Raw genomic sequence first — 14,825 nt, forward strand, 5'->3', positions numbered from 1 at the left:
TGCAATTGCGAGACGATTGCAGGCGATAAAGCCGAAAGATAGGAACCATTCTCAATTGCCGGGAGCGAATCCCGCTACAGACAAGGAGAACGATCGTGTCGGCTAAACGGGTACGTCCCTCACATCCCCTGACGCTCATTGTCGGCATGACGCTCGCCTGCACCTCGGCGCAGGCTCAGGCGCAGTCTGTGCAGTCGGATGACGAGGCGGCGCCCCATGATACAGCACGTCACAAGAACGGGAATCGTGAGGGGGCTCACCGCAGTGCGGCCCGACGTGACAAGGCTCTTCATGATGGAGCTCTGCAAAGCAGGGCGGACAAGTCGGATCGACCGGACACGAGGGCGAGGCAGCCCGATTCAGCGGATGCCGTTCCCGGTAAGGGAGGCGAGGAGAATCTGCTGGTGCGTGGCACAGGCATGAACATCCTGCATCAGCCTATCGGTCTGGGTCGTATGCCCGAGGACATCATGCACACACCGCAGACGGTCAATGCGGTGCCCCAGATCCTGATGCAGCAGCAGAACGTCAAATCCCTCGACGAGGCGCTGCGAAACGTGCCGGGCATTACAGCATCGGTCGGCGAGGGTGAGGGCGGTATGGCGGGTGATCAGTTCCTGATACGCGGTTTTGCGGCTCAGAACGACATCTACGAAAACGGCCTGCGCGATTTCGGCGTCTATACACGTGACAGCTTCGATTACGACCATATCTCGGTCATCAAGGGCCCATCTTCCGAGGTCTTCGGCAATGGTACCACAGGCGGTGCCATCAATATCGTGACCAAGGTCGCCCATCTGGGTGACAGCTATAACGCGCAGTTTTCCGGCGGTTCGGGCGAGTATTACCGCGGCACGCTGGACGTTAACAAACAGCTTGGCGACGCGTCGGCGATCCGGATCACCGGCATGGGCAACGAAAACAATGTTGTTGGGCGCGATAACATCTATTCGCATCGCTGGGGACTCGCGCCGTCAATCGGCTTTGGCCTCGGACGCCGCACGAGCTTTACCCTTGAGTATTTTCATCAATCCGATAACCGCATCCCGGATTATGGCGTGCCGATTGTCACTAAACCCGGAAGCACGGTCGGGCGCCCGGCTACGGAATACGGGCTGAACCGTCACAACTGGTACGGCACGAATTACGATCAGGACGTATCCAATGTGAATATGCTGACCGCGCGCCTCAATTCTGAAATCAGCCAGCACTTGACGATTTCCGACGATTTGCGTGGCGGGCTGTACGACCGTTACTTCTCGGCGTCGCAGCCCGGCTGCGACGCTACTTGCCAGAAGCTGTTTTTCACAAATCCCTCAGCCGCTCAGGTCAACAGGCGCGGTCATCTTGGCGGGCCCGAGCCCTATCAGCAGAATGACTGGTCCGTTCAGAACGTCTTCTCGGCGCGTGCCAACTTCCGAACGGGCTCCATCCGGCACCAGATCATTGCTGGCTGGGATGTTGAGCATATCTACGATCGCCGCAAGAACTACGCCTATAACTTCAACGGGCAGAACGGCACGCGCACCGACACCACAAGTCTGGTCGATCCCTCGCATGTTCAGCCGGGGCTGTTGCTGGGTGGCTTCGGGCAGTACCAGTACGACCTTGTCAATCTCTCCGGCGGGGCCGGACGCAAGCTTTACAAGACCGGCGATGCCACCGACGTCGGGGCATTTTTCTCGGAGCAGATGTGGCTCGCGCCGTGGTTCTCCATTCGCGGAGGCTTCCGCTGGGATCACTGGAACAGTCATTATTCTGCAACCGAAGGGGCGACAGCTGCCGATACGCGCCTGTCTCAGCAGCAGAACACCATCAATCCGACTGTCAGTCTGATGTATACGCCCAGCGACAACACGATGGTCTATTTCAACTGGGCGCGCTCAACCACACCGCTCGGGCTCTACGTGACCAATAGTGCCGAGCCCCTCAAAAGCTCTACACAGGGATTCAAGCCGGAAAAGGCGAGCCTGTATGAAATCGGGGTCAAACAGCAGTTCCTGCATGGCCGACTGGGCGCGACGGCCTCGCTGTTCCGCCTGGAGAAGGGCAACGCGCTGATGACCGATCCCTCTACCGGAAGTGTGTCGTCGTCGAGCGACAGCCAGCGCAATCAGGGCGTGGAACTCAGCCTTTCGGGCCAGATCACCCGCAACTGGAGCCTGATCGGCACTTATGCCTATTACGATGCCACGACGACGGGCTCGCTGACACCGGCCGATATCGGCAAGCGCATCCAGTATGCGCCCAAGAACATGGCGACGATCTGGAGCACCTATACGATTGCGCCAAACAAGCCATGGAACCTCACTTTTGGTGGCGGGCTGACATGGCGTGATTCTGTCTGGCTTGATGCAGCCAACACGGCGCGCGTGCCGCATACAACAGAATGGGATGCGATGGTGTCACACATGGTCGGCCATCGTTGGCGCCTTGCGCTCAACGGTTACAACCTTGCCAATCGTCTGAACTACTCCAACCTCTTCAGCGATCGCGCAACCCCGTCGGTCGGTCGCACCTTCCTGGGTAGCCTGTCCTTCACCTATTGAAGGCGGCTGCTCGACCCGGGTCCCGCAGGCAGGCAAGACCTGCGGGATCCTCCACCTCCGGGTGTGAGGGTGTTTGGGTATTCAGCCCTTGCGAGACAGGGCAAGAAGCGGCGTGAAGGCGAACATCGTCTCGAAACGACAGAACACTGGGGGCGGAATTTCGATGGTTCCCAGCTTCTCGGCTGTCACGCGGCGCCATTCATGGACAGCCTTGCGCAGAGGTGCTTTCTGCGTATGTGGGATATGGCGGATCTTGTAGCCATAGGTCGCGTGAAACATGAAGCTCATCAGGTTGTCCGGATGAAATCCGATCGCCTCGGCAAGTTGACGGCGTAAATCGTACAGGGCTGTAGCCATCGCGGCATTCGCTGGGCGCAGGGGCACACCAGCCAGCGGCGCATGGAACCGGTCTGCGTCGATTTCTACCTCTATCTTCTCGGGAAACTCGAAGGCTTTCGATGCGAGACGATCGCGCAGGATCGCGGTTGTCTGCTCGATCGTGACCGAGGGGGAAATGCCTGATGGCCAGTTGTTCTTTGCCTTCTGCTCTGGGTCGACCCCACCAAGAATTGTCATATGGTAGCTCGATGGCGGGGTCGGCACGATATGGTCAGACCAGTCGCGGCGGATAAGGGCGTTCATGTCCAGCATGGCCACCGACAGGGGATGGGTCTCGGCAAAAGGGCAGATCGTCGTGTTGCCGGGCCAATACAGAGGCTTGCCCTGCGCATCGAACTTGCCCTGACGATCGCCTCCACCTACTGGAAGGGGCGGCCCGTCACAGCCCGGTTCTCTGTCTGCGGTAGAGGCGGGCGCCGCCCCTGTCAGAAAGAGCGCGCCCAGGCCCAGCAGGAGAGTACGCCGGTCTGAGACGGGCAGTGCGGAAAAGCGTTGCATGAGAGACATTCCGGAAGCCTTGAGCATGTCTGCGCAGGGCAAGTAACGACGAGGCATCTCAATGGCACGAAATGTCGCATTTGTGCATGACATGTTCGCTAAATGGCACTGACGCGTTTTCCTGCGGTACGATCCGGCATTGGGTTGGAACGGCGATGGAGTCCCTGGTTCAGGGCGTCGCGTCGTGCGCCAGTTGCCCTCCCAAGGCTACGGGTCGGCCATTCATGCCCTCGCGTGGCGTATCATGTACGGTTGCGATCCCTTCATGCGAGGCATCGAAATGGAGGCCGAGATCCGGCTGACTTACCTGAGATGTGCTCGGTGCGAAGAGAAACTTGCCATGGTGAAAGTCAATCAAGGCAACCTCGTGCTTGAAAAAGCTTGCGCCCAAGGCGCCGTCGAAAAGGTTTTCCAGCACGAGGAATTCCGTCGGTCCGAAGTCGCGCGTGCCAAGGCGCAGGTCATTGAAGCGATGGCGAACGCCTCGTTGCGTTGTCCCGAACTTCGTGACGACAGGCTGGTCCTTCTCCAGATCGGCAGCCGAAGCCAGTGTTTCAGTAACCGTCTCCCTTGGCAGGGCGCTACGGACAAGATCGGGGTCGAGCCTGATATGGACAGGGTGATTGTCGATGAAGGCTGTTATGCGGTCCTCCTGATCGAGATCGATGATCTCTGGCTTGCGTGTGAAAAGCCCCTCCGGCCCTGCGGCACATTGCGGCCCGCCTCGCCAGGCCAGCAGGCCCAGCTTCTCATGGGGAACATCCAGCATGAGCCGCAAATGCCGTAGAATTGGACGCCCGATGATACCAATGATTGGCCTGCCAGCCAGAGATTTGAGCGGGCCATCATCATAGCGCTCTGCGACGAGGTCGTGGAGCACGATCGGCCCGATCTCAAGTGTATCGACCCTTGTTGTCTCAGTCGGTGCGTCAGTTTGGGCCTGGGCGATCATCGGGTGGCTCGGTCCCTAGATGAACCAGATTGCCCCCGCATTTCTGACAAACAGATGGCCGAATAAGGGGCTCACATACATGGCTGCATCGTGCCCTTCGACCCGCACAGGTATGATGGGGGCGTCATCCGGACCGCCGAGCAAAGGAAGGATCGTGGCACCTTCGACGCAGTTCTGCGCGACGATTGCCGCGTTCACGATACGATCGGTTGTCTGGGCTCTGGCAACGCCGGTGCCAGCGAGCGCAATGAGGATCATGAGCGCTTGTATCGTCCTGGCAATTAGCATCGCACGAATCTCCCCGATGGGCGATTGCCGGTTCGGATCACGCAGACGTTGGGTGAAGTCCCAGGTTCAATCGCGCTCGGAGCAATCAGGACCTTACTGAACGAAGACAGGACCCTTCCGGTCTGACGGAAAGTCTATAATCGGGGAGAGAATGATATCAATTCGAAATGTTTTCGGCGTGGCAATACCGTATCGCAAAGCCACCAAGGATTCGAAAAGGGCAAAAGGCCTCTTCGGGCTGTCAGTAGCGCCAAGTGTTTTCCGCCTCGATTGCGGAAATCTTCTCTGCCGCAGGTGGCGATGTCCCGGCAGGGCCGCCAGCAACACGCGCGGGGTATGGGTGAGTCTCCGGTGCTTGGTCATGGCCCCACCATGATTGTCTTTCGGTGTCGCGATGACCCGTGATCTGTGGCAGCCCGGAACAGGTGCGTGAACGCTCTTGGACGCGGAGAGGACAGCCTATCATTCCGGTTAGGGAAGGGATGAACGGTCTGTTTCAGGATGTTCTTTTGCGAGAGGCCGCCTGTTGGCGGTTGCCTACCGGGGCGGGAGGCTCGCCTAGCGTTCTCTTACAGGGCACAGGTTTATCCTCAGATCTCAACGACACAGGTCAGCCCCTGCACTCCTGCCGTATTGATGCCTTCTGTTGCAAGCGTTTCCAGGCACGTCTCTACGGTAGAGCAGGCCATGATCCTCGGGTAAGCCGGAATCATGGCCAGTCGGTCAGCCCTTGCGCGAGATCTGGCTCAGATCGCGCACGGCACCATTGGCGGCGCTGGTGGTGAGAAGGCCATAAGCTCGCAGCGCCGGGGAGACCTCGCGCACGCGATCCGGGGTCCAGGCGGCATCCCCCTTTGCTTCCATGGCAGCGCGACGGGCTTCCAGCACATCAGCCGCCACCACGGCACGCAGCACGCGGTTCGGGATATCGATTTCGATCTGGTCGCCATCCTCGATCAGGCCGATCAATCCCCCTTCGGCTGCTTCGGGTGAGATATGACCGATCGAGAGCCCCGAACTGCCGCCCGAGAAGCGACCATCCGTGATCAGCGCACAGGTCTCGGCCAGACCCTTGGATTTTAGATAGCTGGTCGGGTAGAGCATTTCCTGCATGCCGGGGCCGCCCTTGGGGCCCTCATAGCGGATGACCACCACATCGCCATCGACGATCCTGTTTGCGAGAATGCCTGACACGGCGTCTTCCTGACTTTCGAATACGCGGGCCCGCCCGGTGAAGGTCAGGAGGCTATCCACAACGCCCGCCGTTTTCACGATGGCGCCCGCTTCGGCGAGGTTGCCGTAGAGCACAGCCAGTCCGCCATCCTGCGAGAAAGCATGGGTGCGATCGCGCAGCACGCCGTGCTGACGGTCGGTGTCGAGCGCATGATAGCGGCTGGATTGCGAGAAGGCCTGGGTGGTACGTACGCCGCCCGGTGCGGCCAGAAAGCGCGTGCAGGCGTCGTCATCGCCTTCAAGAATATCCCATTTCTTCAACGCGTCCTGGAGGGTCGGCGCATGGACGGTATGGGCGGTTGTATCGATGAGGTCGCAGCGGGCGAGTTCGGCCAGAATGGCCGGGATGCCGCCTGCACGATGCACGTCTTCCATATGCACGTCGTTCTTCGCAGGCGCGACCTTGCACAGATTGGGCACCTTGCGCGACAGACGGTCTATGTCGGCCATGTGGAAATCCACCCCGGCCTCACGCGCGGCAGCCAGCAGATGCAGAACCGTATTTGTCGAACCGCCCATGGCGATATCGAGCGTCATGGCGTTCTCGAAAGCTGCCTTGGTGGCAATGCTGCGCGGCAGGGCGGTTGCGTCATCCTGCTCGTACCAGCGACGGGCAAGCGAAACGACCAGACGCCCGGCCTCAAGGAAGAGTTCGCGCCGATCAGCATGAGTGGCCAGCAGGCTGCCATTGCCCGGCAGGGAAAGACCCAGCGCCTCGGTCAGGCAGTTCATGGAATTGGCGGTGAACATGCCCGAGCACGACCCGCAGGTCGGGCAGGCAGAGCGCTCGATGGCTTCCGATTCTGCATCCGACACCTTCGGATTGGCGGCGGCAACCATGGAATCCACGAGATCGAGCTTGCGGTTGATACCCGGGCCGTCCAGCTTGCCGGCTTCCATAGGCCCGCCCGAGACGAACACGACAGGGATGTTCAGACGCAGCGAGGCCATGAGCATGCCTGGCGTGATCTTGTCGCAATTGCTGATGCACACCAGCGCATCGGCGCAATGGGCATTGACCATGTATTCGATTGAATCGGCGATCAGCTCGCGCGAGGGCAGGCTGTACAACATGCCGCCATGGCCCATGGCGATCCCGTCATCCACCGCGATGGTGTTGAACTCGCGCGCAATGCCACCGGCTTCAGCTATCGCCCCACCGACCAGCGACCCCATATCCTTGAGATGCACATGACCGGGCACGAACTGCGTAAAGGAGTTGGCGACCGCGATGATGGGCTTGCCGAAATCCTTGTCCGTCATGCCCGTCGCACGCCAGAGCGCGCGGGCACCGGCCATGTTGCGGCCGTGGGTGGTGGTGCGGGAACGATAGGCAGGCATGAGACTGATCCGGGAGAGCTGGAGTGGGGGGGGCGTGTTGCGCATGAAATGCAATAGCAACGAGCCCGCACGAGTATTTTTATTACCCTGTGCGAAATAACGTGGCCAATCGCTTGCCGCAAGGGGAAGTCTGTTCAATCATCGCGCCGCTTGTCATTGAACCAGAGGAAAAACCGCGTGCGCGTTGGCCATTTGACCCGATCCATGCTTCTTGTGACCTCCTGTCTGCTAGGGGCCTCGCAGGCCCTGGCCCAGGGAGGAAACGGTCTTTCTGTCACGCCTGATATGGTGCAGCGCGGCTCCGATATTCCTGCTCATGTCCAGATGCCAGAGACGGCGCGCGACTATATCAAGCAGGATGTCATGATCCCGATGCGTGACGGTGTGAAACTTCACACGGTTATCGTCATTCCAAAAGCAGCCAGGGACCATGAAGCCCCGATCCTGCTGACGCGCACGCCCTATCATGCTTCCGAGCGCGCTGATCGTGTCTCGGGCGCTGCCGAGATGCGCAGCGTGCTGCCACAGGGTGACGGCGTCTTTGTCGATGGCGGCTATATCCGCGTCTTTCAGGACGTGCGCGGCAAATATGGATCGGAGGGCGATTATGTCATGACGCGCCCGCCCATCGGCCCGCTCAACCCCAGCAAGACCGACGACACCACCGATGCGTGGGACACGATCGACTGGCTGATCAAGAACGTGAAGCAGAGCAATGGCCGTGTGGGCATGACCGGGTCATCCTATGAAGGATGGACTGTGGTAATGGCGCTTCTCAACCCCCATCCGGCGCTCAAGGTGGCTGCCCCTGAAAGCCCCATGGTCGATGGCTGGATGGGCGATGACTGGTTCCATTACGGTGCCTTCCGTCAGGGTAGCTTCGACTACTTCACCATGCAGATGACGAAGAAGGGCGAGGGCGACGGCATCCCCCGCCAGAACGTCGATGACTACACGAACTTCCTCGAAGCCGGATCGGCAGGCGCTTTTGCGACCAAGGCGGGGCTCGACCAGTTTCCGTGGTGGCAGCGTACCAAGGCTCATCCGGCCTATGACGCCTTCTGGCAGGACCAGGCGCTCGACAAGCTTCTGGCAAAGCACCCTCTCACCGTACCGACCATCTGGGAGCAGGGGCTTTGGGACCAGGAAGATATGTGGGGCGCCATCCATAGCTGGATGATGCTACGCAAGGACCACCCCAAGGTGCCGAATATCCTCGTCATGGGGCCGTGGCGCCATAGCGGTGTGAATTACGATGGCTCGACACTCGGCCCGCTGCATTTCAACGGCGATACGGCGCTCTGGTATCGCAGCCATGTGATGCGTCCGTTCTTTGACCAGTATCTCAAGCCCGGCAGTGCCAAGGTCAATCTAGACGACGCGATCATCTACAATACGGGCGATAACCGCTGGGATCACCTGCGTGGCTGGCTGGGAAATTGCGGTGAGAGCTGTGTTGGTACAGGTGAGCGCCTCTATCTGGGTGAAGCAAACGGCTTGAGCTTCGAGCGTGCCAAGCCTGGTACCGACAGCTATGTTTCCGATCCGTCCCACCCGGTGCCATTCATGACGCGGCCGTATAGCTTCGCCGATGGCGCGCGCTGGAAGCCTTGGCTGGTCAGCGATCAGCGTTTTGCAGAATCCCGCCCCGATGTGCTGACCTATCAGACGCCGGTTCTGGATCATCCGGTGCGTGTATCAGGCGTGCCGACGGCGGATCTGTTCGCTGCAACAACAGGGACGGATGCCGACTGGGTGGTAAAGGTGATCGATGTCTATCCCGGCGTCACGGCGGATCGTCCCGAAATGGGCGGCTACGAGCTGGCAGTCTCCATGGATATCTTCCGTGGTCGCTACCGTCATGATTTCGCGCATCCCGAGGCGATCCCTGCGAACAAGGTCGAGGAATACAAGTTCACCCTGCCAGCGGTGAACCATGTCTTTCTGCCGGGACATCGTATCATGGTGCAGATCCAGTCGAGCTGGTTCCCCCTTTACGATCGCAACCCCCAAACCTATGTCTCGAACATCTTCGATGCCAAGGCGGCAGACTACAAAACTGCAACGCAGACCATCTCTCACGGTGGGGCTCAGGCCAGCAGCATCTATCTTCCAGTTGTAAACCAGTGAGGCGCGCATGAGCGAGGCAGTTGTGGAAAAAGCCCTGATCGGGGGCGGGTGCTTCTGGTGCACCGAAGCGATCTTCACCGGATTGCGCGGGGTCAAATCCGCTCAGCCCGGCTATGCTGGCGGCCGACGCGAGAATCCGAGTTACGAGCAGGTGTGCTCAGGCGCGACGGGCCATGCGGAAGTGGTGGAAGTCGTGTTTGATCCGCAGGAAATCAGCTACGGCGATATCCTTCGCGTATTCTATACCACCCACGATCCGACCCAGCTCAACCGTCAGGGCAATGACATCGGGACGCAGTATCGCTCGGTCATTTTTGCGCTGGATGAGGCACAGGACGCCATCGCCCGCGAGGTTACGCAGGAAATTGAGGCTTCAGGAATCTGGCCAGATCCGATCGTGACCGAAATTGCCGGCCCCGCCGTGTTCTGGGAAGCCGAGGAAAAGCATCACGACTACTTCGCGCGTAATCCCGAGACAGCTTATTGCAGCGCTGTGGTTGCCCCGAAGGTCGCGAAAGCCCGCAAGATGTATCGCGATCGTCTGAAGGCCTGATCAGAGTCATCTGACCCAACCGGCTCGCATATCATGGCGGGCCGGCTTGATGTCTCGCAGTGCGGGCCTCAAGCGGTATCGTCACGGCGCCGGGTGTCGCCGGAACCAATCTGAGGCTGATCGTTCAGTACCCGGTGGCCTCCCGATCGAGCATGAACTGATCGGCTTCCTCGTCGAAATCGAATAACTCGGTGTAGCGTGCCCAGTTGGTCGCCGTCATGAGCGTTTGCTCGGCGTAGCCCGGCGACATGGTGGTTTCCAGCTCTTCCCGGAAGCGATCCGCCCCGGTGCGATGCCCGGAGCGTTCATCGAGCACGGCGCGTATTGAACGGATGAGCGGGATATGATGAAGCAGCGCCGTGCGCATGATTTCCCGACGCTCATCCTGATCGGCCAAGACGAAACGGGCGCCCGCTTCGGTGATGAGAATGTCACCATCCTCGAGCTCGGCCAGTTCGAGAAGCTGCAGGGACTCACCGAGCGGAAACAGATCATCGAGCGCCATCTGAAGGCGCTCGGCAAGGTGGGGCAGATCGGCTCGTCCGTTGAGCGGGGCGGCTGCCAGCGATTCGAGCAGGCCGACAAGGACATTGATGGGGATGGGCGGAAGGACCAGCGCCATGGGATGGGGGGGCGGCGCAGCGGTGCCACTTTCAAGACTGGCTTCCGAGATGAGGGGCGCCCTGCGTGTCATGAGGGTATAGATATGATCGACGAAGTGCCGGAATGCGGCGTCGTCACGGTTGCGCGGATGGGGAAACGGTACCGTCAGCTCATGCGAGACTCGTCCCGGGTTGGATGAAAAAAGCAGGATGCGGTCACACATCAACACGGCCTCTTCCACGTTATGGGTCACGAGCATCATGGCGCGTGTCGGCAGTCTTTTCTCCGACCAGAGCTCGATCAGGTCCGTCCGTAAGTTTTCCGCGGTGAGCATGTCGAGCGAGGCAAAAGGCTCATCCATCAGCAGAAGGTCTGGCTGCATGACCAGAGCCCTGGCCAACCCCACGCGCTGCTGCATGGCCCCGGAAAGCTCCTTTGGCAACGCGTTCTCATAGCCATTGAGGCCGATGAGATCGATCATGTCATCGCAGCGCTGTTCACATTCGAGGCGCGGCAGACGCTTGGCTTCGAGTCCAAGCGCGATATTCTGCCGGACCGTAAGCCAGGGAAACAGCGCAAAGGACTGAAAGACCATGGCGATGTCGGGTGTCGGCCCGGTCAGCTTCTGGTTTTTCCAGAGAATCTCTCCAGCGCTGGGCGGGATCAGTCCTGAGGCGATACGCAAAAGCGTGGATTTGCCGGAGCCTGAACGCCCGACGAGCCCGACGATTTCACCCGCGTGGAGGTCAAAGCTGACATCCTCAAGCACGGGGAGGTCGGTGCTGCTCTCCTTCTGATAAACCTGCAGGCAATTGCGGATCGAGAGCAGGCTTTCCTGCATGACGGGCTCCATGCTCATTTGGCGGGTGGGCTCAGGGATGACGGGATACGGCGGCGGATCTGCAGGCGGATGGGATGCCAGACCATGAATTCGCCCAGCGCAATGCACAGGGTGATAACAGCAGCCCCAAGCACGACGCGTGGCAGATCACCATTCTCGATGGCTCTGGCCACATAAGCCCCAATGCCGCCGCCATCCTCACCGTGAAGGGCCCAGGACGAACGTTCGGCAAGGATCAGAATGGTCCATCCCGTCATCGAAGCCGCGCTGACGGCCTCAAGCAGGATGGGGGCGATGCCGGGCAGAATGATCTTGCGCCACCACAGCCAGCCGCGAATCTGCATGTTCTGGGCGGCTTGCAGCAGATCCACCGGGAAGCTCCTCATACCGCGCAGGATCTGGGCCAACAAAAGCCACTGGATGAAGAAAAAGCACAGAACGAGCGGCCAGACGAACCGAGACAACCCGAGCAATGTCAGGCCGAGGCACAGCAGCGGGAACAGGATGTTTTTTGGATAGAGCGCCAGAAAGCGCGTCACCATGCGCGCGATCTCGGCGCGCCGTGCCGTCAGGCCGAGCCAGACACCCAGCGGCAGCCACAGCGCAAGAGCAAGGAGGAGGGCGAGCGTCATACGCAGGGCCGAGACAAGGCTCTGCTCGGCCACGACGACGAGATCATGCAGCCCTAGCGCATGATGGCGGTAGAAAAAGCCCATCACGATCAGCAGGGCAAAAGCGAGCGATGAGAGCCCGATCAGCGGTGAGGCCGGATGTGTCGCGCCAGAAGGGCGGAAGCCACGACGGCCGATCGGCATATCGCCCAGCCATGCAAGACAGCGCCGCATATGCTCACCGGCGATCTTGAGCAGGCGGGTACGGCGCCAGAGTTTGAGCATCCAGGGATCGGCCACATGCTCAAAAACCGGGCGCAGGCGATATCGATCCGCCCAGATCTGCCAGGGAAAGACAAGGCAGCTATCGTAAAGGAAGGCAAGAACACCGATAAGCCCGGCCGCCAGCAGGCACTCCCAGAACGACCCCAGAGCCGCGGCCTGCGCCGCGTGGGTTCCAAGCCCGGGGCGTGTCGGCAATGTGCCGTTTACCGGCAGCATTTCGGCAGCCATCAGAAGCGACCAGGCCAGCGGCATGGTGCGGGCAAGGGCCGTCACACAATCCGGGATGGCATAAGGGGCTTCAAGCCGCCAAAGACGCTGCCAGCTTGTCAGACCAAGCCCTCTGGCCGCTTCATCGAGCGCGCGGGGAATCGTGCTCCAGGCACCCAGGGCTGCACTGGCAATGGGGGCAGCAAGGCAAAGCGCGGTGATCCCGATCGCGGAAACCTCGAAGCCGAGAAGATGCAGAAAGGGTAGGAGGCAGAGAAGCGGAACGATATGCATACCGCCCAGGGCGGTGAGCACTGCACCGCGCACAGGCGGTGTCTTTGCTGCGGCAAGGGCGAGGCATGCACCCAGCAGGGCGCCGGCCACGGTGGCCGCTATCATCCGCAGCGTCGTATGACCGAGATCGCCCAGCAACACCCCGAGCCCGGCCAGAGAGCGGAAATGGGGCGTTGTCATGCTGTGATGCTGGAAGGCCGCCAGCTGCGCGGGAACCAGGCGCGAGACGAGGGCCAGCGCCGCCACCACGACGAGGATACCGACAAGCGATGCTGTCAGTCCTGCCTTACGATCCGGCCCGCGTGTGCCGCGTCGCGCCTGAAATGGCGACATGCTCTCCTTCCTCGCGTCAGAGGCGTATAGCTGATCTCAGGGTGTGCGCAGGATACCTGTGCTGCCAAAACCCCCGGTGCCACGTGCCGTCTCATCCAACTCGGAAACCTCGACCCATGTCAAACGAATGACGGGAGCGAGAACAGCCTGGGCAATGCGCATGCCACGTGTCACGACGAAATCCTCGCGGCCAGTGTTCAGGATGATCACCCCGATCTCGCCACGATAATCCTCGTCGATCGTACCGGGTGTGTTGGGCAGGGTAATGCCATGCTTGAGCGCAAGACCTGATCGCGGGCGTATCTGCAGCTCATAGCCAGCGGGCAGGCCGATTTTAAGACCTGTCGGCACGAGGGCGCGTTCCCCGGCGCGGATAATCATATCCGAATCGATGGCGGCCAGCAGATCCATGCCCGCAGCCCCGCTGCTGGCATAATGGGGAAGGTCGAGCCCCTCGGCATGAGGAAGCCTGACGAGTTCAACGGGAAGCGGAGACATGAAACCTTACCTTGAGGCAGAGGAAAAATGGTCGGCGATCAGAGCGGCGAGTTTCGCTGCGACATCGCGTTTGGTCATTTCGGGCCAGTACTCGGGCGCGGCATCGGACAAAAACAGGATCCTGTTGCGATCCCCTCCGAAAATGCGGTGATCTGCACCAACATTATTGGCCAGCAGCCAGTCGCAGTTTTTGCGCGCCCGTTTGCTGATGGCATTGTCTTCGAGGTGCTCTGTCTCGGCGGCGAAGCCGATAATAAGCTCCGGGCGTTCTGGTCTGGTCGCCGAGAGTGTTGCCAGAATGTCCGGGTTTTCGACGAGGGCGAGTGTCTGGGGCTGGCCAGATATTTTCTTGCGCTTTTGCGTGGCGATGTCTTCCATGCGCCAGTCACCCACCGCAGCCGCGCAGATTGCGACATCGGCTGGCAGGGCGGCTTCGCAGGCTGCCAGCATTTCGCGTGCTGTCTGCACATCGATGCGTGTCACAGAGGCGGGGCAGGGAAGGTTTGTCGGCCCACTGACGAGCGTGACTCGCGCGCCAAGCCGCGCGCAGGCCTCTGCCACGGCGTAGCCCTGCTTGCCGGAGGAGTGATTGGCGATGAACCGTACGGGATCGATCGGCTCATGGGTTGGCCCCGCCGTGACGAGCACATGACGACCGGCGAGCAGCGTATGGGGAAACAATGCGGCCTCGATCGCCGCATGAATGGTCTCCGGCGTGCTCAGGCGACCAGGACCAAACTCGCCACAGGCCATTTCGCCGTCATCTGGCCCGACAAAGAGGCAACCATGCTGATGCAGGGTGGCAAGATTGGACTGTGTGGCCGGATGTTGCCACATGCGCACATTCATCGCCGGGGCGACCAGCACCGGGGTATCGGTCGCAAGCAGTAGTGTCGTGGCGAGATCATCCGCCATACCGTTCGCCATGCGGGCAAGCATATTGGCTGTAGCGGGACAGACGACAATCAGATCGGCGCTGCGGGATAGCGCGATGTGATCCATCTGGCTGTCCTCAGCCAGGGAAAGCAGCTCGGTATGCACCGGCGCCCCCGAGAGAGCCTGCACGGCGAGCGGCGTCACGAAATGCGTGGCCGATTGCGTCAATACGCACTCGACCGCGATATCGCTCCGGCGCAGCAGCCGGATCAGCTCCAGTGATTTATAGGCAGCGATACCACCGCCAATGATCAGGATGACCCGGGCGCGCATG

General features: G+C 60.5%; 11 protein-coding genes. 3 read left to right on the plus strand and 8 right to left on the minus strand.

The features are described 5' to 3' along the window. The first annotated feature begins 146 nt into the window (after positions 1–146). A complete protein-coding gene (locus tag P5689_RS13900) occupies positions 147–2,549 on the plus strand; it encodes a TonB-dependent receptor (protein ID WP_408868580.1) in 2,403 nt (800 codons plus the stop codon). An 81-nt stretch (positions 2,550–2,630) separates the two neighbouring features. Here P5689_RS13900 and P5689_RS13905 read toward each other — a convergent pair whose 3' ends face one another. The 4 genes from P5689_RS13905 to ilvD all read right to left on the minus strand — a co-directional run bounded on the left by P5689_RS13905 (position 2,631) and on the right by ilvD (position 7,260). Continuing rightward, positions 2,631–3,446 carry a DUF1868 domain-containing protein gene (locus P5689_RS13905; protein WP_285533602.1) on the minus strand — a complete coding sequence of 272 codons (816 nt, stop codon included), beginning with the start codon at positions 3,444–3,446 and terminating at the stop codon, positions 2,631–2,633. A gap of 169 nt (positions 3,447–3,615) precedes the next feature. Then, positions 3,616–4,398, minus strand: coding sequence for a hypothetical protein (locus P5689_RS13910; RefSeq protein ID WP_285533603.1), 783 nt, complete (start codon positions 4,396–4,398; stop codon positions 3,616–3,618). Positions 4,399–4,413: 15 nt separating this feature from the next. Beyond that, positions 4,414–4,656 (minus strand): hypothetical protein, encoded by a 243-nt coding sequence (locus P5689_RS13915; RefSeq protein ID WP_023977412.1) that lies wholly within the window; start codon positions 4,654–4,656, stop codon positions 4,414–4,416. 753 nt (positions 4,657–5,409) lie between these two features. Next, positions 5,410–7,260 carry a dihydroxy-acid dehydratase gene (ilvD, locus tag P5689_RS13920; protein WP_023977411.1) on the minus strand — a complete coding sequence of 617 codons (1,851 nt, stop codon included), beginning with the start codon at positions 7,258–7,260 and terminating at the stop codon, positions 5,410–5,412. A gap of 204 nt (positions 7,261–7,464) precedes the next feature. Here ilvD and P5689_RS13925 point away from each other — a divergent pair, with 204 nt between their 5' ends. Then, complete coding sequence (locus P5689_RS13925) at positions 7,465–9,390, plus strand: CocE/NonD family hydrolase (RefSeq protein WP_285533604.1); 1,926 nt, start codon at positions 7,465–7,467, stop codon at positions 9,388–9,390. Positions 9,391–9,397: 7 nt separating this feature from the next. Continuing rightward, complete coding sequence (gene msrA / locus P5689_RS13930) at positions 9,398–9,943, plus strand: peptide-methionine (S)-S-oxide reductase MsrA (protein WP_023977409.1); 546 nt, start codon at positions 9,398–9,400, stop codon at positions 9,941–9,943. A gap of 124 nt (positions 9,944–10,067) precedes the next feature. Here the strand turns inward: msrA and P5689_RS13935 are convergent, their stop codons facing one another. From P5689_RS13935 to coaBC, 4 genes are read right to left on the minus strand one after another with little or no spacing between them, the layout of a single operon-like run. After that, the gene (locus P5689_RS13935; RefSeq protein ID WP_369794190.1) at positions 10,068–11,405 is read right to left on the minus strand and encodes a nitrate/sulfonate/bicarbonate ABC transporter ATP-binding protein; all 1,338 of its coding nucleotides are present in this window, start codon (positions 11,403–11,405) and stop codon (positions 10,068–10,070) included. Next, positions 11,402–13,117, minus strand: a complete 1,716-nt coding sequence (locus P5689_RS13940; RefSeq protein ID WP_285533605.1) for an ABC transporter permease subunit — start codon at positions 13,115–13,117, stop codon at positions 11,402–11,404. The genes P5689_RS13935 and P5689_RS13940 overlap by 4 nt, the downstream gene beginning before the upstream one ends. Before the next feature lie 36 nt (positions 13,118–13,153). Continuing rightward, entirely contained in the window at positions 13,154–13,615 is a 462-nt protein-coding gene (gene dut / locus P5689_RS13945; protein WP_023977406.1) for a dUTP diphosphatase, read from the minus strand. Between the two features lie 6 nt (positions 13,616–13,621). Continuing rightward, on the minus strand, positions 13,622–14,824 hold the full coding sequence (coaBC, locus tag P5689_RS13950) for a bifunctional phosphopantothenoylcysteine decarboxylase/phosphopantothenate--cysteine ligase CoaBC (protein WP_285533606.1): 1,203 nt from the start codon (positions 14,822–14,824) through the stop codon (positions 13,622–13,624). Position 14,825 lies beyond the last annotated feature (1 nt).

It is taken from the genome of Asaia sp. HumB (genome assembly GCF_030263835.1).
Classification (GTDB): Bacteria; Pseudomonadota; Alphaproteobacteria; order Acetobacterales; family Acetobacteraceae; genus Asaia; species Asaia bogorensis.